This window comes from Pseudomonas marginalis (assembly GCF_008692035.1).
GTDB lineage: Bacteria > Pseudomonadota > Gammaproteobacteria > Pseudomonadales > Pseudomonadaceae > Aquipseudomonas > Aquipseudomonas marginalis.
The window spans coordinates 761456-781954 of sequence record NZ_VTFG01000001.1 but is presented as its reverse complement, the minus strand read 5'-3'; the positions used below and the strand labels follow the sequence as shown (position 1 = coordinate 781954).

General features: G+C 57.7%; 18 protein-coding genes and 1 pseudogene. 10 read left to right on the top strand and 9 right to left on the bottom strand.

Going from position 1 to position 20499, the window contains the following annotated elements; genetic code table 11:
• The first annotated feature begins 11 nt into the window (after positions 1-11).
• The 4 genes from FX984_RS03345 (at position 12) to FX984_RS03330 (ending at position 3059) form a co-directional block, all read left to right on the top strand.
• Positions 12-776: a class II aldolase/adducin family protein gene (locus FX984_RS03345; protein ID WP_154905283.1), complete on the top strand. Its 765-nt coding sequence runs from the start codon at positions 12-14 to the stop codon at positions 774-776.
• Between the two features lie 140 nt (positions 777-916).
• Positions 917-2014, top strand: a complete 1098-nt coding sequence (locus FX984_RS03340) for an MFS transporter (RefSeq protein ID WP_154905282.1) — start codon at positions 917-919, stop codon at positions 2012-2014.
• The gene (locus FX984_RS03335; protein ID WP_154905281.1) at positions 1983-2231 is read left to right on the top strand and encodes an MFS transporter; all 249 of its coding nucleotides are present in this window, start codon (positions 1983-1985) and stop codon (positions 2229-2231) included. The genes FX984_RS03340 and FX984_RS03335 overlap by 32 nt, the downstream gene beginning before the upstream one ends.
• A gap of 114 nt (positions 2232-2345) precedes the next feature.
• The gene (locus tag FX984_RS03330) at positions 2346-3059 is read left to right on the top strand and encodes a haloacid dehalogenase type II (protein WP_154905280.1); all 714 of its coding nucleotides are present in this window, start codon (positions 2346-2348) and stop codon (positions 3057-3059) included.
• A 341-nt stretch (positions 3060-3400) separates the two neighbouring features.
• Here FX984_RS03330 and FX984_RS03320 read toward each other — a convergent pair whose 3' ends face one another.
• Together FX984_RS03320 and FX984_RS03315 are read right to left on the bottom strand one after the other, a co-directional pair.
• Positions 3401-4408, bottom strand: coding sequence for an aldo/keto reductase (locus FX984_RS03320; protein WP_154905279.1), 1008 nt, complete (start codon positions 4406-4408; stop codon positions 3401-3403).
• A 59-nt stretch (positions 4409-4467) separates the two neighbouring features.
• Positions 4468-4929 (bottom strand): MaoC family dehydratase, encoded by a 462-nt coding sequence (locus FX984_RS03315; RefSeq protein ID WP_190329699.1) that lies wholly within the window; start codon positions 4927-4929, stop codon positions 4468-4470.
• A gap of 97 nt (positions 4930-5026) precedes the next feature.
• Here FX984_RS03315 and FX984_RS03310 point away from each other — a divergent pair, with 97 nt between their 5' ends.
• The 4 genes and pseudogenes from FX984_RS03310 to FX984_RS03295 all read left to right on the top strand — a co-directional run bounded on the left by FX984_RS03310 (position 5027) and on the right by FX984_RS03295 (position 8748).
• Positions 5027-5482, top strand: coding sequence for a MarR family winged helix-turn-helix transcriptional regulator (locus FX984_RS03310; protein ID WP_154905277.1), 456 nt, complete (start codon positions 5027-5029; stop codon positions 5480-5482).
• Positions 5483-5710: 228 nt separating this feature from the next.
• Positions 5711-6442, top strand: coding sequence for a GntR family transcriptional regulator (locus FX984_RS03305; protein ID WP_154905276.1), 732 nt, complete (start codon positions 5711-5713; stop codon positions 6440-6442).
• Positions 6443-6570: 128 nt separating this feature from the next.
• Positions 6571-7874 (top strand): annotated as a pseudogene (locus FX984_RS03300) (MFS transporter).
• 28 nt (positions 7875-7902) lie between these two features.
• On the top strand, positions 7903-8748 hold the full coding sequence (locus FX984_RS03295) for an amidohydrolase family protein (RefSeq protein ID WP_154905275.1): 846 nt from the start codon (positions 7903-7905) through the stop codon (positions 8746-8748).
• 71 nt (positions 8749-8819) lie between these two features.
• On the opposite strand, the gene FX984_RS03290 is transcribed toward FX984_RS03295, so the two are convergent.
• The 7 genes from FX984_RS03290 to FX984_RS03260 all read right to left on the bottom strand — a co-directional run bounded on the left by FX984_RS03290 (position 8820) and on the right by FX984_RS03260 (position 17353).
• Positions 8820-9218 (bottom strand): helicase, encoded by a 399-nt coding sequence (locus tag FX984_RS03290; protein WP_154905274.1) that lies wholly within the window; start codon positions 9216-9218, stop codon positions 8820-8822.
• Between the two features lie 22 nt (positions 9219-9240).
• Positions 9241-10086: an alpha/beta fold hydrolase gene (locus tag FX984_RS03285; protein WP_154905273.1), complete on the bottom strand. Its 846-nt coding sequence runs from the start codon at positions 10084-10086 to the stop codon at positions 9241-9243.
• A 116-nt stretch (positions 10087-10202) separates the two neighbouring features.
• Positions 10203-11468, bottom strand: a complete 1266-nt coding sequence (locus FX984_RS03280) for an NADH:flavin oxidoreductase/NADH oxidase family protein (RefSeq protein ID WP_154905272.1) — start codon at positions 11466-11468, stop codon at positions 10203-10205.
• 24 nt (positions 11469-11492) lie between these two features.
• Positions 11493-13145, bottom strand: a complete 1653-nt coding sequence (locus FX984_RS03275) for a GMC family oxidoreductase (RefSeq protein WP_154905271.1) — start codon at positions 13143-13145, stop codon at positions 11493-11495.
• Positions 13146-13470: 325 nt separating this feature from the next.
• Complete coding sequence (locus FX984_RS03270; RefSeq protein ID WP_204280802.1) at positions 13471-14130, bottom strand: winged helix-turn-helix transcriptional regulator; 660 nt, start codon at positions 14128-14130, stop codon at positions 13471-13473.
• A 472-nt stretch (positions 14131-14602) separates the two neighbouring features.
• Positions 14603-15877, bottom strand: a complete 1275-nt coding sequence (locus tag FX984_RS03265) for an outer membrane protein transport protein (protein ID WP_154905270.1) — start codon at positions 15875-15877, stop codon at positions 14603-14605.
• Positions 15878-16435: 558 nt separating this feature from the next.
• A complete protein-coding gene (locus FX984_RS03260; RefSeq protein WP_154905355.1) occupies positions 16436-17353 on the bottom strand; it encodes a LysR family transcriptional regulator in 918 nt (305 codons plus the stop codon).
• Between the two features lie 81 nt (positions 17354-17434).
• Here FX984_RS03260 and FX984_RS03255 point away from each other — a divergent pair, with 81 nt between their 5' ends.
• Both FX984_RS03255 and FX984_RS03250 read left to right on the top strand, forming a co-directional pair.
• Entirely contained in the window at positions 17435-18673 is a 1239-nt protein-coding gene (locus tag FX984_RS03255; protein WP_154905269.1) for a 3-hydroxyacyl-CoA dehydrogenase, read from the top strand.
• Positions 18670-20460, top strand: coding sequence for an acyl-CoA dehydrogenase C-terminal domain-containing protein (locus FX984_RS03250; protein ID WP_154905268.1), 1791 nt, complete (start codon positions 18670-18672; stop codon positions 20458-20460). Before FX984_RS03255 ends, FX984_RS03250 begins: the two co-directional genes overlap by 4 nt.
• The last annotated feature ends 39 nt before the right edge of the window (positions 20461-20499 follow it).

Genomic DNA, 20499 nt, shown 5'->3' with positions numbered 1-20499 from the left:
AGGAAAGAACCATGCAAATCGAATCCGTGAAAGACAAGGTCAGTGAGGCCGAGTGGCGCCTGCGAGTGGACTTGGCGGCCTGCTACCGGCTGGTTGCCCTGTACGGCTGGACTGACCTGGTGTTCACACACATCAGCGTGCCCTTGCCCGTCGCGCCTGGCGAAAAGCAGCAGTTCCTGCTGAACCCTTACGGGTTGTTGTTCGAAGAGATCACGGCTTCCAGCCTGATCCGGGTAGATGCCGAGTGCAACAAGCTCAGCGACTCGCCATTCCCAGTGACGCCGGCCGGGTTCACCATCCATAGCGCCATCCATGCCGTGCGCGAAGATGCGCACTGCGTGCTGCACACTCATACGCGCAGTGGCGTGGGTGTCAGTGCGCAAGAGTGCGGTGTGCTGCCGATCAGTCAGCAGTCCATCTTCGTGCTCAACTCGCTGGCCTACCACGACTACGAGGGGGTTGCCCTGCGTGATGACGAGAAGCCGCGGCTGCAGGCCGATCTGGGCAATGCGAACTACCTGATGCTGCGCAACCATGGCTTGCTGGTGGTGGGGCGTAGCGTGCCGGATGCCTTCCTGAAGATGTATACCTTCGAGAACGCCTGCCGGATCCAGATCGACGCTCAGACCGGTGGCAAGCTGATCGAGATCGATCCCTTTATTCGTCAGGGGCTCGACGAGGTATTCCAAGTCGCCACCAGCGGCATGGGGCCCGATATCGCCTGGCCCGCGCTGCTGCGCAAGCTGGATCGGCTCGACCCGAGCTACAAGAGCTGAAAACGACTCGAAGCATAGAGACGCAACCTGCTTGCATGCCCCGGAACCGAACCTGGCTCCGGGGCTCAGCCCATTACAAGAGAGGGTGGGCGGGCCGGGGCGTAGTCAGCTCCAGTCGGCAGCGCTCCGGAGAATAAGAAATGAGCGAGATCGATACCGCGGCGTCGGGTAGCGACGTCCCTAATGCCCGTGCCCTGCCTGCTGAGATCGATGCCGTTGTACGCAAGGCAGCATGGCGGCTGATACCCATCCTGTTCCTGGCCTACGTGATCAACTTCATTGACCGGGTCAACATCTCCTTTGCCAAACTGCAGATGAGTCATGCCCTCGGCCTCGATGATGTGGCTTTCGGTGTGGGTGCCGGCATGTTCTTCATCGGCTACTTCTTCTTCGAAGTGCCCAGCAACATGATTCTCGAGCGTATCGGTGCCCGACGTTGGGTACCGCTTATCATGCTCACTTGGGGTCTGGCCACGGCCGCCGTGGCCTTCGTCACTACACCGCTGGAGTTCTACCTGATCCGTTTCTTTATCGGCTTCGCCGAGGCCGGATTCTTTCCCGGTGTGGTCCTGTTCATGACCTACTGGTTTCCCCCTTCCCATCGCGGGCGGATGATGGCGCTGTTCATGACCGGGCTTGCCATTTCCGGGGTGATTGGCGGACCCGTCTGCGGGGCGATCATGGAATTCCTCGAAGGCTATGCGGGGCTGGCGGGTTGGCAGTGGCTGATGATCGCGACGGGGCTGCCTTGCCTGCTGGTCGGTGTGGGCATTTACCTGCTACTGACCGATCGTCCCGACCAGGCCCTCTGGCTCAGCGCGCGGGAGCGCCAGGTGCTCAAGATCAGCCTGGGTAGCCAGGAACGGCCGAAGACTTCCGTGAAGGCTGGCTTGCTCAATTTCTGGAGTTGGAACAGTGCCTGGATCTACTTCCTACTGGTGTGCGGCGGCTATGGCGTGTCGTTCTGGATGCCCACTCTGTTCAGTCAGGCAGGGGTCAAGTCCAGCGCCGAAATTGGCTTGCTAGTGGCCGTGCCGAATCTGGTCGGCGCGATTGCCATGTTGCTGATATGTCGTCACTCGGACAGGACTCGGGAGCGCCGCTGGCACCTGGCGGCCTGTTTTACTTTGGCTGCCATTGGCTATGCCGTGATTGCCAGCCAACTGGGTAACGTGGCAGGCCTGTTGATCGGGCTGAGCATCGCCCATGTCGGTATCCTTGCCGGTGTGCCCGCTTAGCTGGACCATTCCGACACGCATGCTGGTGCCGTCGGCCGCGGCGGTTGGCATCGCCATCGTTGCATCGGTGGGTAACCTCGGAGGCTTCGCCGCACCGGTGCTGATCGGCAAACTGACCGAGGCGACCGGGGACCTGGTAACTGGCTTTCTGGCCATAGGCGTATTGCTGCTGCTTGGGGCGCTATGGACTGCGCTGACCGTGCGCATACCCCGCTAGCGTGCGGCCTGCCCGCTGGGCTGCATCGGTGCAACCCGCATCACACTACAAAAATGAAAAGCCAGCTGTTACTGAATACAGTGGTTTCCCGGTAATAACCTGAGGAGTAATCCAATGACGCTTCCACAAGCCTTGGCATTTGACGTCTTCGGTACCGTTGTTGACTGGCACTCGAGTATTGCGCGTGAAACGAGCACGTTCCTGTCTGAGTACCTGCCGTCAGTCAGCCCTGCGGATTTTGCCTTGCAATGGCGCGAGTTGTATCTGCCGGCAATGCGCGAGTGCGTCAGCGGCCAGAGAGGTTTCGTTGTCCTGGACACGTTGCACTACGAGACGCTGCAGAAGTTGTTGGGGGCTCACGGCCTGGACGTCAGCCAGATCGCCTCTGATGTATTGTGGAAGCTTGCCCATGCCTGGCGCCGCCTGGACCCTTGGCCCGATGTGGCTGAAGGTCTGGCCCAACTGCGCCGGCGCTTTCCAATTGTGACCTTGTCGAATGCCAATGTGGAATTGATGATCGCAATGAACCGGTACAACGGTTTGCAGTGGGATGCCCTTTTGGGGGCGGAGTTTGCACAAACCTATAAACCGGACCCTGTTGCCTATCTCACCACTGCACAAGCGCTAGGCCTGGAGCCACAGCAACTGTGCCTGGTTGCGTGCCACCACAGCGACCTTGCGGCGGCCAGAGCCTGTGGTTTGATGACGGCTTATATCGATCGCCCCATGGAATATGGTGGAGCCCCTGCGCCCGACGCAGGCGATGTCCAGAGCTGGGACTGGCAGGCCAACAGTTTCACTGACCTTGGGCATAAGCTGCAGGATTAGGAAGCTGACTAAGCAACAAGAAAATCCATACGAGACGGAAACTGTACAATGGCCCTCACCGATACCGCGGTCCGAAACGCCAAACCCTGTGCGAAGGACTACACCTTTCTGACTACGACGGCCTCGCTCTTTTCGTCAATCCGAAAGGTGTCAAATACTGGCATTTCCGCTTTCTTGGGTGGAGAAGCGATCGCGTATTTCTCTCGGTACCTACCCTGAAATCGGCTTGAAGGATGCACGCGCTTTGCGTGATGTTTCCAAGGTTCCGATTGCCAGGAGCATTGTGCATCTATTCATCGCTTGCTCCCTTGTGCGGATGTCCTAATCGCTACCAGCGTGGTTCAGGCGACTATCCGAGCAGCATCATCAACTGCCCAGAGAACGGGCTTTCTTGCCGGCGCAGAGGGCACGAGGCTGCTGACGGTATCAAGCCGACTGATGTGCTCAGCCGAAAGCTCAAGCGACAGAGCGCCGAGGTTGTCGGTGAGCTGGATTAGGGAACGCGGTCCGAGGATCGGAACTGCTCCGTGCGTGCCGGCCCATGCAATGGCGACCTGGCCTGCGCTGACGCCAAGTTCGCCTGCGACGGCGAGTACGGTGTCGAGTATCTGTGTGCGCTGTGCCGAGTTCTCGGGTTGAAACACTCGGCCACCGAAGCCTTCGGCACGCCCCTTTTCGCCCTCGCGATACTTGCCGGTCAGCATCCCTCCGCCCAGCGGCGACCAAGTGACGACACCCAACCCGAGTGCGTTGGACGCTGGAAACAGGTCAGCCTCGGGTTCGCGACGTACAAGGCTGTGCTCAAACTGCGCTGCCGCAATGGGGACCGCACGACTGAGTTCTGCCAGAGTGACCGCGCGGGCGAGCCGCCAAGCGGAGAAGTTCGATAGGCCCGCATAGAGAATCTTGCCGGCGCGTGCCAGGTCCTCGAAACCGCGGACTATTTCCTCGGCTGGTGTGACGCCATCGGGATGATGCGCCCAGTAGATGTCGATCCGATCCGTCTTGAGCCGCTTGAGGCTCGCCTCTACTGAAGCAACCATGGCCTTGCGGCTATTTCCGGTGACCAGTCTGTCGGCGTTGGGGGCTGCACCGTTGGTGAATTTGGTCGCGAGCACGAAGTTTTCGCGCCGCCCTTCGAGCAGGGTACCGAGGAACTCTTCGGATTGTCCGAACTGATAGATATCTGCTGTATCGATGAAGTTGCCGCCGGCCTCGGCATAGGCGTTGAAGACCGCCTTGCTGGCATCGGGATCGGCACCATAACCCCAGCCAGTGCCAAAGTTTCCCGTGCCGAGGGCGACCTGTGAAACCCTCAGGCCAGTCCTGCCAAACGATGTGTATTTCATACTTTGCTCCATTGATTAAGCCAGGATGATGTTGTCAAAGTCTGTCGTCTCTGTGCCGATCAGCTCTCCTGCTTCACGTAGCGCGGAACCACGAGGTTGCTAACGGAAATCTGGACGATTGCCCCGTCTTGGTTCAGCGTCGTCGCGCGTAGCTTGACCAGCCCTTGCTCCGGCCTCGATTTCGACGGCCGCACCTCCAACACTTCGCTTTCCACGCGCAATTCATCACCGTGACGTACTGGAAGCGGCCAGCGCAATTCATCGATACCAGCGCCGACGATACCGCCAGCAGGCTTGAAATCGCTGTCCACGAGCAACCGCATCGTGACTGCGGCGGTATGCCAACCGCTCGCGGCCAGGCTTCGGAAGATCGAGGCGCTCGCAGCGCCCTCGTCCAGGTGAAATGACTGGGGATCGAACTCGGAGGCAAACGACTTGATCCGTTCATTCTCAATGCGTACCCGTGCATTCCCGCCAAATCGCTGTCCAGGCACGAGGTCATCAAGGTAGTAGAGGTCCATGGTCGTCCTTTTTGTCAGAGTGTCTCAAGAGCGCTTATCGATAGCGCCTATGTCATAGATAATTGCATATACAAATATTGTAGATACAATAAATCACATGAAGAACGCCATCAAGCCGCAGGGATGTACCAATCTGAAGCTTCGCCAGCTCAATCGCATGGTGACGCGTCACTACGACCGTTACGTCGGCGAGACGGGGCTGAAGAACACGCAGTATTCGCTGCTATCACATGTCGTGAAGCTGGGGCCTATCCGTCCGGGCGATCTCGCCAGGCGCATGCAAATGGAAGCTTCGACGCTGACGCGCAACATGCAGTCGCTTGTGGCACACGGCTGGCTGAAGATTGGCGCGGGAGACGATGCCCGCAGCCGTCTTGTCGAGGTAACCGAGGCAGGGTGCGCGAAGCGCGCCGAAGGTCAGCATGCGTGGAAACTGGCGCAACAGGCACTCAATGAGCGCCTCGGTCCGGAGAGCGTTATCGCATTACACGAGATGCTCGATATGTGGATCGAATGCCTTGGCGATAATCTTGACCCGCCATCGGAGGGGTAAGCCCCTTGAGCGCTCCTGACAAGGGGGCTCGGTCGAGGCAGGAGGTCTCATCTTGAGAGGGGCTTGCAGGTTTTAATCGAGTCTGGTGATCGCCTGCGTGCTTGACTCGGTGGCGACGCGCCATTCGTCAGTAAGATGCTCTACCCCTTCTTGACAGCCAGCCTGCAAGGGGGGAAATACTTGCCCCATATTCATATAGATGACTAGATGACAAGGTGAATAAAGTCGATGAGTTCTCTTTCCAGTGATGTTCGGCTACCGCTTTACCAACGCCTGCGTGACCACTTGGCTGAGCAGATCGCCAATAATCGCTGGCGTCCGGGGGAGGCTATTCCTACCGAAGCCGCGTTTTCGGCGGAATACCAATTGTCCACCGGTACCGTGCGCAAAGCGGTCGACGCGTTGGTCAGCGAGGGTATTCTTGAACGTCAACAAGGACGCGGCACTTTCATTCGTCGGCCACAGTTTCAGTCGTCACTGTTCCGGTTCTTCCGTTTTCAAACCGCTGCCGGCGAACGTCTGGTGCCGGAGAGTCGCATCCTGTCCATCGAGCCGGTGACCGCACCGTCGGCGGTAGCCGAGGCGTTGAGGCTGCCGCTCGATGCCCCGGTAATTCGCATTGTCCGCCTGCGTCTGCTCGACGTTAAACCGGTGCTGGCCGAAGAAATCTGGCTGCCGCGCAGTCGTTTCCAGGCGTTGCTGGATATCGACCTGAGCAGCAAGGGGCCATTGCTGTATCCGATTTACGAAGAAGTGTGCGGCCAGGTGATCGCCTATGCCGAAGAAACCCTGACCGCCGAATCGGTGAATGACGTACATGCGCGGTTGCTGCAGGTACCGGTCCATAGCCCGGTGGTGGTGATCGAGCGTCTGGCGCGCGACTACGCCGGTCAGCCATTGGAATGGCGTCGCTCACGAGGGCACGCTGAGCACTTCCGTTACAGCGTGGATATTCGCTAACGCCCCACAACTGCAAAAGGGGCGAGCCGCTCGCCTCTGATTTCAAATCGATGTGTTTTCAAAACTGGCCCTGTAGCGGTGCGGTTCGCTCTCGGCTGCCTCATGTTCCACTTATAAGGATAAGAATCATGTTCAGCTGGTATCGCCAAGTCACTCCTCGGGAGCGCAAAACGTTTTGGGCCTGTTTCGGCGGATGGTCGCTCGATGCATTGGAAGTACAAATGTTCGGCCTGGCAATTCCGGCGTTGATCGCTGCGTTCGCCTTGACCAAGGGCGATGCGGGGTTGGTCAGTGGCGTCACGCTGGTTACCTCGGCAATCGGCAATCGGCAATCGGCGGTTGGGTAGGGGGGACGTTGTCCGACCGCTACGGCCGGGTGCGCACACTTCAGTGGATGATTTTGTGGTTCTCGTTCTTCACCTTTCTCTCCGCGTTCGTCACTGGCTTCCACCAACTGCTGATCGTCAAGGCGCTGCAAGGTTTTGGCATTGGCGGTGAGTGGGCCGCAGGGGCGGTGCTGATGGCCGAAACCATCAACCCGAAATACCGTGGCAAGGTCATGGGCACAGTGCAAAGCGCCTGGGCCGTGGGTTGGGGCCTGGCGGTCGGGGTGTTCGCGCTGATTTATTCCCTCGTGCCGCAGGACATGGCCTGGCGGGTGATGTTTATCGTCGGCTTGCTGCCGTCGTTCCTGATCATCTGGGTGCGACGCAATGTTGAGGAACCCGACAGCTTCCAGCGTCTGCAAAAAGAAAAAGCCATCCCGCAAAGCTTCTTCAAATCCCTTGCCGGCATCTTCCGCCCGGAGCTGCTGCGTGTAACGCTGTTTGGCGGGCTGTTAGGCCTGGGCGCCCACGGCGGTTACCACGCGGTGATGACCTGGTTGCCAACGTTCCTCAAAACCGAACGCAATCTGTCCGTGCTGAATTCCGGCGGCTAACTGGCGGTAATCATCTTTGCTTTCTGGTGTGGGTGTGTGGTCAGCGGCTCCTTGATCGACCGTATTGGCCGTCGCAAAAACATCGTGCTGTTCGCGCTGTGCTGTGTCGTCACCGTGCAGTGCTATGTGTTTCTGCCGCTGACCAACACGCAGATGCTGTTTCTCGGTTTCCCGCTCGGCTTCTTCGCGGCGGGCATTCCGGCGAGCCTTGGTGCGCTGTTCAACGAGTTGTATCCGGCGGACGTTCGTGGCGCCGGTGTGGGGTTTTGCTACAACTTTGGCCGAGTGCTCTCGGCGGTATTCCCGTTCCTGGTTGGCCATATGAGCGACTCCATGTCCTTGGGTTCGGCGATAGGCATCGATGCCGGGATCGCTTATGGCGTGGCGGTGATCGCGGCCCTTTGTCTGCCGGAAACCCGTGGTCGCAGCCTTGAAGCCACGAACACGGCAGCGCCCGTCACGGTCAATGGCAACGAGAGTGCCCGGGCCTGATGATCATTACTTTCGATAGATGAAATCCATGTCTGAAACCTGTTCTGCGCCGATTTCCGGCATCGATTCCCACGCTCATGTGTTCAGCCGCGCACTGAACCTGGCCTCTGTGCGGCGCTATACCCCTGCGTTTGACGCCACGCTTGGGGAGTATTTAAAGCACTTGCAAGCCCATGGCTTGAGTCATGGCGTGTTGGTGCAACCAAGCTTTCTCGGCACCGACAACGGTTATCTGCTGGCGGCGCTACAACAGGCGCCAGCGCAGTTGCGAGGAGTGGTGGTGCTGGAGCGAGAGGTCAGTCGAGACCTGTTGAACTACATGGCTCGAGTGGGTGTGGTTGGCGTTCGTTTGAACCTGATGGGTAAAGCGTTACCTGACTTTCACGACTCAGACTGGCGAGATTTATTTGGCCATCTCGCTGAACTGGGCTGGCATGTCGAGTTGCATCGTCATGTGGAGGATTTACCGCAGCTGATTCGTCAACTGATCCCGTTCGGCATCAAGCTCGTGATCGATCATTTCGGTCGTCCGGACGCTCGTTCCGGCATCGACCAGCCAGGATTTGACGAGCTGCTGGAGTTGGGGCAGAGCGGGCAGATCTGGATGAAGGTGTCCGGCATCTATCGTTTGGCCGGTACACCCCAACGGAATCTTGGATTCGCCAGGGCGGCATTACGGCTGCTGGAGCAGAGCTTCGGCCGACGCCGATTGGTGTGGGGCAGCGATTGGCCTCATACACAACATGAAGACAGCGTCGGTTTCGGTACGGTGATCGAACAACTGCAAGCACTGGAATGTTCAGCGCCGCTAATGCATTCGTTGTTAGTGGAAGCGCCTCAAGCGTTATTCGGGTTTGAAGAAGGAGAGGCCTGAAGCAACAACAAATCAAGGGCGCTGTCGGTTTGAGGCGCCCCAGATCAGACAGGGTCCACTGCATCAAAGTCTTAGCGCGTTGAAGGGTGAAGTTGTGATGTTTTTTTGATGGGCTGCAAGTAATCAGTAAATCCCTGGAACCACATCACCTCAGCAAAATCACCGCTGATAACCAAGTCCTCTTTATGCAACCCTGTCAGAAATGCATCTTTACTATCTTTAGCAGACAAAATAGCAAAACCCTTCCCTGCATCTCTAAACGACAGGGTGAATTTTGGCTTTTCAGTTAAGCCGGCAGAGGATTTTATCTTGCCGTTTTTAATGGTGTAGTAGCGACCCACTCCACCCTGCGTTCGGATTTGAAAGACCAACTCCTTATCTTTAACGAATTTTGCGCAGTCAGGACTTTTTCTGATCGCTCTCTGTAATAGCTTGGTTAAAGCCCATAACAAAAATTTAAACTTCAGCATGGTGAGCTTGCTCCGTAAGTTATTACTCGTTGAGGAACTGAATGGCGTGTTTCAGGAAACGCTCAGGGCATTGGAATTGAGCACCGTGGCCAGCATCTGGATACAGGAATAGCTGGGCGTTCGGGATGTTCTGAGCCATGTACCAGGAATTGACCGTTGGAATCATAACGTCATCCACGCCGTTCAGGATGAACGTCGGCTGTTTGATTTCGCGCAGATGATTGAAAGGAGCGTTCGGGTCCAGCTTTGGCAAATAGTGCATATGTGCTTCGATCTGGGCCTGTATCACTTCAGGAGAACTTGGTGGATCCTGGTCGACGCGCTGATGACGGCGCCCCCAGAAGTCGCTTCCGGCCTGTCGCGCCGCCTGGGATCGACCGAAGAACAGAAACAGAAAGTCTTCCAGGGTCGGAACGGGGCGCGGTGCAGTTTCGAGCACTCCAGGGTCTGAGTCCGGATTACCGCCACGAGGACCCGTGCCGAGCAGCATGAGCTTGCGGACGAGATTGGGATGGCGTCGCGTCAGGTCCTGAGCTACAAAACCACCGAGCGAGAAACCTAAAACATCGACCTTGGATAGACCCAGCGTTCGGATCACCGCAGCAGCGTCGTCGGCCATATGCTCGATCCGGGTACGCGGTTTGCCGGAAGAAGAGGCAATCCCGCGACCGTTGTAGAGGATGACCTCGCGCCCTGCAGCGAGGCCATCGGTCATGAGTGGGTCCCAATGATCCATACCGCCGCGGAAATGTTGAAGGAAGAACAGAGGGGGCAGGCCTGTCGTATTGTTGCCCCAGCGGCGATAGGCAAATTTATCCCCATCGACTTCCACGAAGCGGGTGGGGGCGGTGAAATGGGTGTCGGTCATGTTGAAGTCTTCCAGGTGGTTATTGTCATGTCTTGATATGCATCGCCATCAAAACCTTGGTCCAGATAGAGACGCAGTGGCGAACGATGCGATTGGATCTTTGGCGAGCTGCGGGCTCATACCCGCGTGCGCATGCGCCGTGTACGGAACGTGCCCCAGCCGCTTTTCATCACCGATTTTGAAAGCGCCCAAAGCCCGCTTTCATTAGGGCGTGGATCACCGCCATTGGCGATTCGTTTGAGTTGCAGCGTGTACCAGAAGATTTCCATGACCCCCATCTGATCAATTTGTTTGATACCTGTGGTGATCGGTTTTACACGCTGTTGACTGTCCTGGCCTTGCAGCAGGGCTGCCGGTGCTTCGGGATCAATGGCCAATAGCCGCGCGAGGCCAATGACATCGAGCGCTCCGGAACGCAGCGCAGTGTTCATGGCAGTGGCACTGCGAAAACCGCCAGTGACCATCAAAGGCACCTCGATCGAGGCGCGCACCTTTTCAGCAAACTCAAGAAAGTACGCCTCACGCGCTACGGTGGATGCTTTTTTAGTCTCTTGGAGGCCGCCGCTCATGGCTGGAGCCTCGTAGGTGCCCCCCGAAATCTCAATCAGGTCGATGCCTGCTTCGGCGAGTGCATGAATCGTCGCCATTGATTCTTCTTCGGTGAAGCCTCCGCGCTGGAAATCCGCTGAGTTGAGTTTTATACCAACGGGAAAATCGGCACCGACCTGGCGACGGATCTCGGTATAAACGGCCAGCACGAAACGCCGACGCTTTTCCGGGCTGCCACCCCATTCATCCGTACGCCGATTGTGGTGTGGCGACAGGAACTGGTTGATCAGATAACCGTGCGCGCCATGGATCTGCACGCCGCTGAAACCGGCCTTCTTGCAAATGGCCGCGCTGCGCCCAAAGCGCTGGATGATGTCTTCGATCTCGGCTGTAGTGGCTTCGCGCGGGGTCTCGAAGAGTGCGGCCATGTCCTCGCGGAACGGGACGGCTGATGGCGCGAGGTTGCTGTCATTCAAGCCTTTGGTCGACTGCTTGCCAGGGTGATTAAGCTGCACCCAGATCGCCGCGCCCTGCTCGGTTGCAGCACGGGCCCACTGGCGTAGCACAGGCAAGTCAGCTTCATCCTCGATCACCACGTTGCCTGGTTCACCGAGTGCACGCCGGTCGATCATCACATTTCCGGTTATGAGCAAACCAATGCCCGACGCGGACCAGCGCCGGTATAACTCGACCAGTTTTAATGTCGGGTGATTGTTGTAGGTGCCCAGCGTTTCGCTCATGGACGCCTTGCCAAGACGGTTGCGAAAAACACTGCCGTTCGGGAGTTGCAAGGGCTGGTTCAGCAGATTTTCTTCAGGCGCGGAGGAGGTCATGGTGAGTTCTCTATAAGGGCTATTTCAAGATTGAAGGGTGTGCAGCGGGATGGGGGCCGACACCCGCTGGGTTTGCGTGTTTTTCACTGGGATGTACGACATGGCGTGCTCGGTCAGCGCGGTGATCGTCAGGCTTGGATTAACCCCGAGATTGGCGCTGAGCATCGAACCGTCGCAGACCAGCAAGTTCTGATAGCCGAAGACACGGTTCTGTACGTCCATCACGCCGCGCTCCGGTGAGTCCGCCATCGCACAGCCCCCCATGCAGTGCGCCGTGGTGGGGATGTTGAATAAAATCTCGGACAGAAAGGTCGTCGGTATGCCGCCAAGCGCTTTTGCGCCTTTTTCGGCAAAGGCATTCGCCTCTGGAATGAAGGTGGGGATGGGGCCGCCCTCGCTGTCGAGCTGTTTTGCGAATGGCCAGAACCAGCGGCGCTTGAGCCGCATGTCGAGCGACGCGTCCACTGTCTGCATCACCAGCAATAACATGGTCTGACGCGCAAAACCGATGGGGTTATGCACGTGCATTGCTTGCAGTGGGTGGGTGAGCAGCGTCCATAGCCAGGTAAAAATCCGTGTCCACCCGGCACGTCCGCCGCACAGCAAGGTCATCATCAAACCCACCGCATCTGAGCCTTCCGGGTAACGCACGACGCCAATGTGGGTGCGCTCATCGAGATAGATGCCACCCCCCCCCGCCAGTCCTGGCGACATGCTTTTGTCCGCGGCAGGAAAACGCACGCCGATTAGGGACTCGGCATTGGTGCGCACACGCTTTCCGAGGTCGTCGCTGATGCGTGGCAATGACCCGCTTTGCTTGAGCCGGAACAACAACTCCATCGTGCCCAACGACGATGCGGCGAAGACCACACCGCGGCAACGGAAGCTGCGACGCTGCTTGTTGAACCAGGCGGTCGAGCATTCTGTGAAGACTTCATAGCCGTCACTGCCGTCTTCTTTGCCATTGAGGGGCCGGACGTCCACCACCTTAGTCTCGGCAAAAACCTGGGCGCCACGCTTTTGCGCCAGATAGAGGTAGTTCTTATCGAGGGTGTTCTTGGCGTTGTGCTTGCAACCCATCATGCAGCCACCGCAACCGGTGCAGGTCCCGCGCTCCGGGCCCTCGCCATTGAAGTAAGGATCCGGGTAGGTCTTGCCGCCTGCTTCACCGTCGGGAGCAAAGAAGGTTCCTACGTGGGGGGCGTGATACGTGTGTCCGATACCTTGCAAATCCGCCATTTTCTTGAGGCGCAGATCGGCCTCACCCATGATCTTGCTCTCTGTTACGCCCAGCATCTTCTCCGCCGTGGCGTAGTACGGCGGCATGATCCGTTTCCAGTCCGCCAAGCCAGCCCAAGAACCCTCACTCCATACGCTATCGCGCGGTGTCAGCAAGACATTGGCGTAGGTGATGGATCCTCCACCGAATGCGTTGCCGCTCACGATCATCACGTGGCGGAACAGACGCATGTTGTAGAAGCCGAACATTTTCAGCCCGGGTCGCCACATCCAGCGACGCGTGTCCCAGTTAGATTTGGGAAAATCCTCAGCCGTCCAGCGTCGGCCCATCTCCATTACGGCGACGGAATAGCCTTTTTCGGTTAACCGGAAGGTGGACACGCTGCCACCAAATCCAGAACCGATAACGATGTAGTCGAAATCGAAGGATGGATTCATTGCGTGCGGCTCAGGCAAGCGCTACGTACATACGTGAAAAAACTAGTCATGTTGCGTCTCCTTATTTTTGTAATGGCGCTTCGGACACTAGTCACAGGACAGGCATTGCTGAATGGGATGTTTGTTGTATGAGCGCGCGACGGGCGCAGGTTCACCTCCGGGCAACATCGGATTCAGGTAGGTAAAGGCAAAATAGGGACGGCTGACGGATCAGCAAATGTTTGACAGCTGGTAGGGTGAAAGGCGAGGCGAGTGGGAGGCTGGCGTCGAGCCAAGGCCCCCCGATTCTCATGAAGCGAGGGGAAGTGGTAGAGGGCCTGCGGTCTTAGGGCTTGTACTCGAGTACTTTGAACACACGTGTAAACGCTGGCCGATCCCCTTGCAGCAGCTTTGCGTGCCCTTCGCGAAGCGCACGCGTTGGAGTGATCTGGCGCAGGACTAGCGCGATGAAGGTTTCCATGTCGCACTGTATCTTGACGTCGGTGGGCTCTGTGCTTGGCCCAGACCGTGCCAACAGGGTCCCGTCGTTTACTTGAACATGGAAGACCTCCGCCCCCACCTGAAACTCGTACAGCTCCTGCAAACCGGCGCTCGTCGCCGAATCGTTCGCGCTTGTCAGGCAAAGGGCTATGAGCTCCGCACGAGCACTGGCCGGATCGATGCGCTCGTCGATCGGCAGACCCAGTCCCCAGAATCCCAACGCGAGCACTGGTTTGCGTAATTGCTCGCCCAAAGCCGTCAGCTCGTAAGCTGGCGTAGTAGGAGGCGTGCGTAGCGTGACTTGTTGAATGACGCCGTTCTGGACCAGCATGGCCAGGCGTTCGGACAGCCGGTTTGTACCCATTGCAGGCAGAATCGCGAGCATGTCCTTGAATCGCTTCGGACCTAACAGGAGTTCGCGAATCAAGAGCAGCGTCCAGCGATCTCCAAGTACGTCGAGCGATCGGGCTATTGGGCAGATTTGACCGTAGGTTTTGTTTGTCATGTCTCATTGTACATATTCCGCTCAGCCGATACGCAGCGGAATGCGGTAGCCGATAGTCAGGCTGGAAGTTCTCCAGCAGTTCAAGGCTAGAAATTTTTCCCTCCGGCAGCGCCGCTAACCGCGCCCCCCCCCAATGGAAAGAGGGCAGCGTTTCCGTGCCTATTGCCGCTGATCTCACAGCCGTTTTCATGTGTTGCTCACTGCCTGAATTTGTTGGGTAAGTCCAATTATTTAACTATACGTATTATATAGTTTAAGCGCTATACGAAAAATATAGTTTGACGATTGCTGGGGGCATTGTTCCGAAAGGCATCTTCACTTATTGCTCATAGGGCGGCTTTCACCTGCCGAACAAGCCTTCAGCGATGACGGGCATCTGTGCCCTTTGATGGGAAGTGTTTTTGCATGCTAACGCTGACATGGGTTTGCTTATCAGGAGCAAACCCATGCCAGATAGAGCGTTGCGTTGGACTCAAAAACGATACGTCAGTTGCGCCACCAAGCCGTTGGCGCTGTTCTCGTACTTGGCGCTATAGGCTGGTTGGAGTCCGGAGGTATTGGCTTGACTAACCGAGCTGCGGTTTTCCCACAGGTAGGCGTAGGCAAGGTCGACGGTGAGGTCTGCGTTGGGTGAGTAGCCAGCACCCAAGGTCAGGGCGCGGCGGTTGCCCACAGGAATACGCACTTCCCGGTCGGAATTGGTGGTCGGTGAAGGATCATAGGCGAAGCCCGCACGCAGCACCCACTGCTTATCAAGCTGATAGGAGGCACCCACTGCCACCGACAAGGTGTCGTGCCAATTCAGCTCTTCGCCAATGGTGTTGAAGCCGAGTTGCTGCCCGAGCGGTGGGACACCTTTATTCTTTGCCTCGAGCTTCGATAGGCGGCTCCAGCGCGTCCAGGTGGAACCCAGGTAACCGGTCCAACGCTCGTTGAAACGATGAGTTAAAGAGGTATTCACCGACTCCGGGAGGGTCGCATCCAGCGAGGCTTTGTACTTGCCGTTCAGGCCGAAAATGCTTGGAGAATCGCTCACTTCAGTGTGGCCTGTGAGGTGATAGTCGACCTTGGAGTGGTAAGTAATGCCCCAAGTGGTAGCGTCACTCAGATCGACCATCAGGCCAAGGTTGTAGCCGAGCGCGGTATCGTCGCCCTTGATCTTGATCTGGGTGTCCCTGCCGGCATTCAGTGCGCCGGTGGCCAGATCGTTCTGCAGATTGCCTTCTATGTGGTTAATGGTTGGGCCGCCGCCGATGGTGACGCGATCGTTGATGCGATAAGCGAGAGTTGGCTGCAAGGTGATCACTTGTACCTTGCTATAGCTGCCGTGATAGCGTCCCTGGAAGTTGCGTTCATAATCGTTGACCAGGCCGTTGGGGACATAAACGCCCATGCCGAAGGTGAAGTCCTGATTGATCGGTGTAGAAAAGTAGCCGAAAGGCACCGCAGTCAGTGGTACCGAATCACCTTTGTTGCTGCCCGAGGCACTGCTCTGGGCGTCACTGATATCGACTTTGGCGCTGATTAACGCAAAGCCACCACTGACCTCGGTGCGCTTGAGCTTGCTCAGACCGGCGGGGTTACCATAGACAGTGCTGGCATCCAGCGCCGTAGAGGCGCGGCCGGCATAGGCAATGCCGGCACCGCTCGCGCTTTGCTCGTTGACGGCCAGGCCATTGGCAACAGCGGTGGCGCAAAACGCGCAGGCGGTCAGTGCGAAAGTGCTTTGGAGAATAATCTTGTTCACTGTTTTACTCCGAACAGGGTGACAGCGTGGTTCATCACCACTTTGAAGCGATCACGTTTTTCGCCATGCACTAGGTGCAAAGAAGCGGATCTGGTGTAACCGTAATAATTGCTCATCTTCATGCAGCCCAAGGCTTACAAGGGATTCTAGATCAGCGATGGCCGCAATGGCGCTCTTGGTAGACTTCGGACAACGGTTCCACCAAAAGGACTTTGCTTGTCACGCTCTGGGGTGCGCGTGGATGAACTGGCGCGTCGGCCTTGCTCGGCGAAGCCAGTGCCCACTAAGGATGAACAAATAGGCTGCGTGATGAGACGTCGATAGGACGGGGAGGGAGGGATAGCGACGAGCGTTGATGCATACATAAGCGATCTCCGGTAGCGCCTGGATTATTGTTATGGCAATGGCGCTTACGGAGTTGATGGTAGGGTGCGTTATTGGGAGGAAACGTCTTCCAGATGACATTGTGTAAGCTATTTTTCATTCGGTCATATATCACCGGCAGTGATCGCCGTGGCTGAGATCAGGATTAGGCACGGTTCGTAAATGACACCTCGCCTATGCTGGGCGAATAGCAAGGATCTGGTCGATCAGCCAGGCCAGGGCTGGATCATGTTGGCGTTGCGCCAGATAGACCAGTTCGAGGTGGAACTCCCCAAGGGCGAAGGGCAGATCGAACAGTTGTAGTGGCAGCAGTGTTGCGAACTGACGCGCCAGTTGACAGGGCAAGACAACACACAGATCCGAGCAGGCGACTAGGTGCGCGGCTTGCAGGTAATTGGGTGTGGTGTAGACAATTTGCCGCACTAGACCGTGTTCGGCCAGCCACTGGTCGACCATGCCACGTGTCTGGCCACCATGTACCCAGAGATGGCGCAACTGCAGGAAGGTGTCCAGCACAAGCGAGTTGCTCACCTGCGGGTGGTCTTTACGCACTGCTACCAAGAGGGTTTCGCTGTGCCAGTGCTGGCGGGTAAAGCGCGCCGGCATCTCGTCGAAGCGACCGAGCACAAGATCCAGTTCACCCTTGTCCAGTGCTTCGGCAGGCAGGCTTGAGGCAAGGTGCATGATGTCGATGCGCAGGTTCGGCGCCAGTTCTTGAAGGCGCGTCAGCAGTGGCGGCATGCATAATTGTTCGACAAAGTCAGTCAGGGCGATGCGAATCTGTTGATGGCTCAGGCGCGGGTTGAAGGTCTCTCCGGCATTGAGGGTCTGCTCAATCTGTTGCAGTGCCGAGCGAATCGGACCCTCCAAGGCCAGTGCTCGGGGTGTCGGCTGCATGTGGCGGCCGACGCGTACCAGCAGTGGGTCCCCGAACAGCAAGCGTAAACGTGAAAGCGAGTTGCTCACAGCTGGTTGGCTCAGTGCCAATCGCTCCGCTGCCCGTGAGACATTTTGTTCACGCAACAACATGTCGAGCACGCGCAGCAGATTGAGGTCGAAGCTCGCTAAATTCATACAGTAAATACCTGGCATATGAAAATGAAATTTCAAAAATAGTAGGCGCCTGCTTAGGGTGGCGGCAATCCTTTCTCATCCAAAGCAGGAGCGCCAAGCGTGAGCACCCCGTTCAACGTGCAGCAGGCCGCCGTCATTGGCGCCGGGACCATGGGTCGCGGAATAGTTATCAGCCTCGCCAGTGCAGGTATTCCTGTCTTGTGGCTGGACAGCAATCCTCAGATGGTTGAAGTCGGTCTGAAAACGGCCGAAGAGACGTGGGCATACCAGGTCACCAAGGACCGAATCAGTAGCGCAGAGGCCAGTCAGAATCTGGCACGGATTCGCAGCGTGGATAGCTACGCTGCACTCGCGGATGCTGACCTTGTGATTGAGGCGGTGTATGAGAACCTCGAACTCAAGCAGGCGATCTTCAAAGCCGTGGACAAGACGCTCAAGCCGGGAGCAATCCTGGCCAGTAACACTTCTGCCTTGGATATCGACGCCATTGCTGCCGTCACAAGTCGCCCTGAGCAGGTGCTGGGCCTCCACTTCTTCAGCCCTGCTCACGTTATGAAGTTGCTTGAGATCGTGCGCGGCGAAAAAACGGCTGCGCCGGTGTTGGAGGCTGCGCTGGCGTTTGGGCGGAGCATCGGTAAGGTGGCGGTAGTGTCCGGCAACTGCCGCGGCTTCATCGGCAATCGTATGCTCGCCAACTATGTGGCCGAGGCGCGCAAAATGCTCCTTGAAGGAGCGATACCCAAGCAGGTGGACGATGCACTGCAGAAATTCGGCTTTGCTATGGGGCCATTTCGCATGTACGACGTGGTCGGTCTTGACCTGGAGTGGCGTGCTCGCGAGTTGGCTGGGCGGGGCATGAATGACCCGCTGGTGCAGATCGACAATGAACTGTGCGAGCTCGGTCGTTTCGGCCAGAAATCGCGTATGGGCTATTACCGTTATGCAGAAGGCAGCCGGCAGGCTGAGCATGATCCCGAGGTAGACGCGCTGGTGCTTAATGTGTCTCGGGGCCTGGGTTTCTATCGCCGCGAGATCAGTGATGAAGAGATCGTCGAGCGTTGCCTATTGGCGCTGGTCAATGAAGGGGCAAAGATTCTTGAGGAAAACATTGCCGGCAGTAGCCATGACATTGATCGCGTGTACCTCAACGGATACGGTTTTCCTGAAGTGACGGGCGGGCCGATGCGTTGGGCCGATAAACAGGGCGTGCGGCAAATGCGTATACGCCTGGAGCGTCTGCAAGGGATATTCGGTGACCACTGGCGTCCGGCCAGTCTGATCCAGCGCCTGGTCAACGCCGACAAGCGCTTCGCCGACGTGAAGGAGGGCCGCGTATGACCTATCAGGCCCCCTTGCGCGACATGCGCTTCGTACTGCACGAAATGTTCGATGTTTCAGGCCACTGCAAGCGCTTGGGCAACGGCCTGGATCACGAAACCATCGACGGCATACTGGAAGAGGCTGCCCGCTTTGCTGGCGAGGTGGTTGCGCCGCTGAACCGCAACAGCGACGAGCAGGGCTGCCAGTTCAACCAGGGGCAAGTGACCACTCCGGACGGTTTCCGCGAGGCGTATCGGCAGTACGTCGACAATGGCTGGGCGAGTATGACTGGGCCGTCGGAGTACGACGGACAGGGTATTCCGCAGCTAATTTCGGCCAGCTTCCACGAGATGCTGATGGGCGCCTCATTGTCCTTTCGCATCTATTCCGGCCTGACTGAAGGCGCGGTGCTGGCCTTGCATCGGCACGGCAGTGAAGAGCTCAAGCAGGCCTATTTGGCCAAAATGGTCAGTGGTGAATGGACGGGCACAATGTGCCTTACCGAGCCCCAGGCTGGCACCGACATGACACTACTGCGTACTCGAGCGGAGCCTCAGGCCGACGGTAGCTATCGGATCAGTGGCAACAAAATTTTCATCAGTGGTGGCGAGCAGGATCTGAGCGAAAACATCGTTCACTTGGTGCTGGCCCGGTTACCCGACGCACCGCACGGAGTGAAGGGCATTAGCCTGTTTCTCGTGCCCAAGTTCATCGCCACAGTCGACGGCACTCTGCAAGCACGCAACGAGCTGAGCTGCGGTGCGCTGGAACACAAGATGGGTATTAAGGGCACCTCCACCTGCGTGATGAATTTCGACGAGGCCAGTGGCTGGCTGGTCGGAGAGGCCAATCAGGGATTGGCATGCATGTTTACCATGATGAACGACGCGCGGTTCCAGGTCGGCTTACAGGGGCTGGGAATCGCTGAGGCGGCATTCCAGGGCGGTCTTGCTTATGCCCGTGAGCGTCTGCAGTCACGGGCCCTAACCGGCCCGGCGGTGCCGGACAAGAGTGCCGACCCGATCATTGTGCATCCGGATGTACGGCGCATGCTGCTGACGCAGAAGACCCTGAGTGAAGGTTGTCGTATGCTCGCGGCTTATACAGCGCTTCAACTCGACCTTGAACACGGCGATCCGGATGTTCTGGCACGCAAGGCTGCGGGCCGTCGGGCTGCGCTGCTGATCCCGATCGTCAAGGCATTCCTTACCGATGTCGGCCAGGAAGTCGCCAGTCTTGGCGTGCAGCTGTATGGCGGCCACGGCTACATCCGCGAGTGGGGGATGGAGCAGTTGATGCGCGATAGTCGCATCACGCAGCTCTACGAGGGCACCAACGGTATCCAGGCACTCGACCTGATCCGGCGCAAAGTTCTCGGTGACGGCGCGACGGAACTGGGAGCGTTGATCGATGAGCTTACGGTGCAGGTCGAAGCGGCGGGTACTCAGGCATCGCTGCGGGAAATGACCGAAGCGGTAGGGCTGCGTCTCGCCGAGTGGCGTGCACTTGGCACCTTGGTCGTCGATGCTTGTCGGCGCGATCCTCAGGAGATCGGTGCCGTGTCCGTCGATTTCCTTGCCTACTCCGCTTATGTGTTGCTGGCCGGCCTGTGGTTGCAGGTCGCGGTGCGTGCCAGTGCTACGTTGGCGGCAGGTAGTGATGAATCCACCTTCTACCGAGCCAAGCTACAAGCCGCCGATTTTTATTGGCGCCGGGTGCTTCCACGTGCCAGTGGTCACCGCGAAGCCTTGCTGGGTGGCGCGGATTGTTTGATGTCGATGGCCGAGGACGATTTCGCGTTCTGATGGCAGTAACCCGCATCAACCGATGCGGGCATTTCGAAT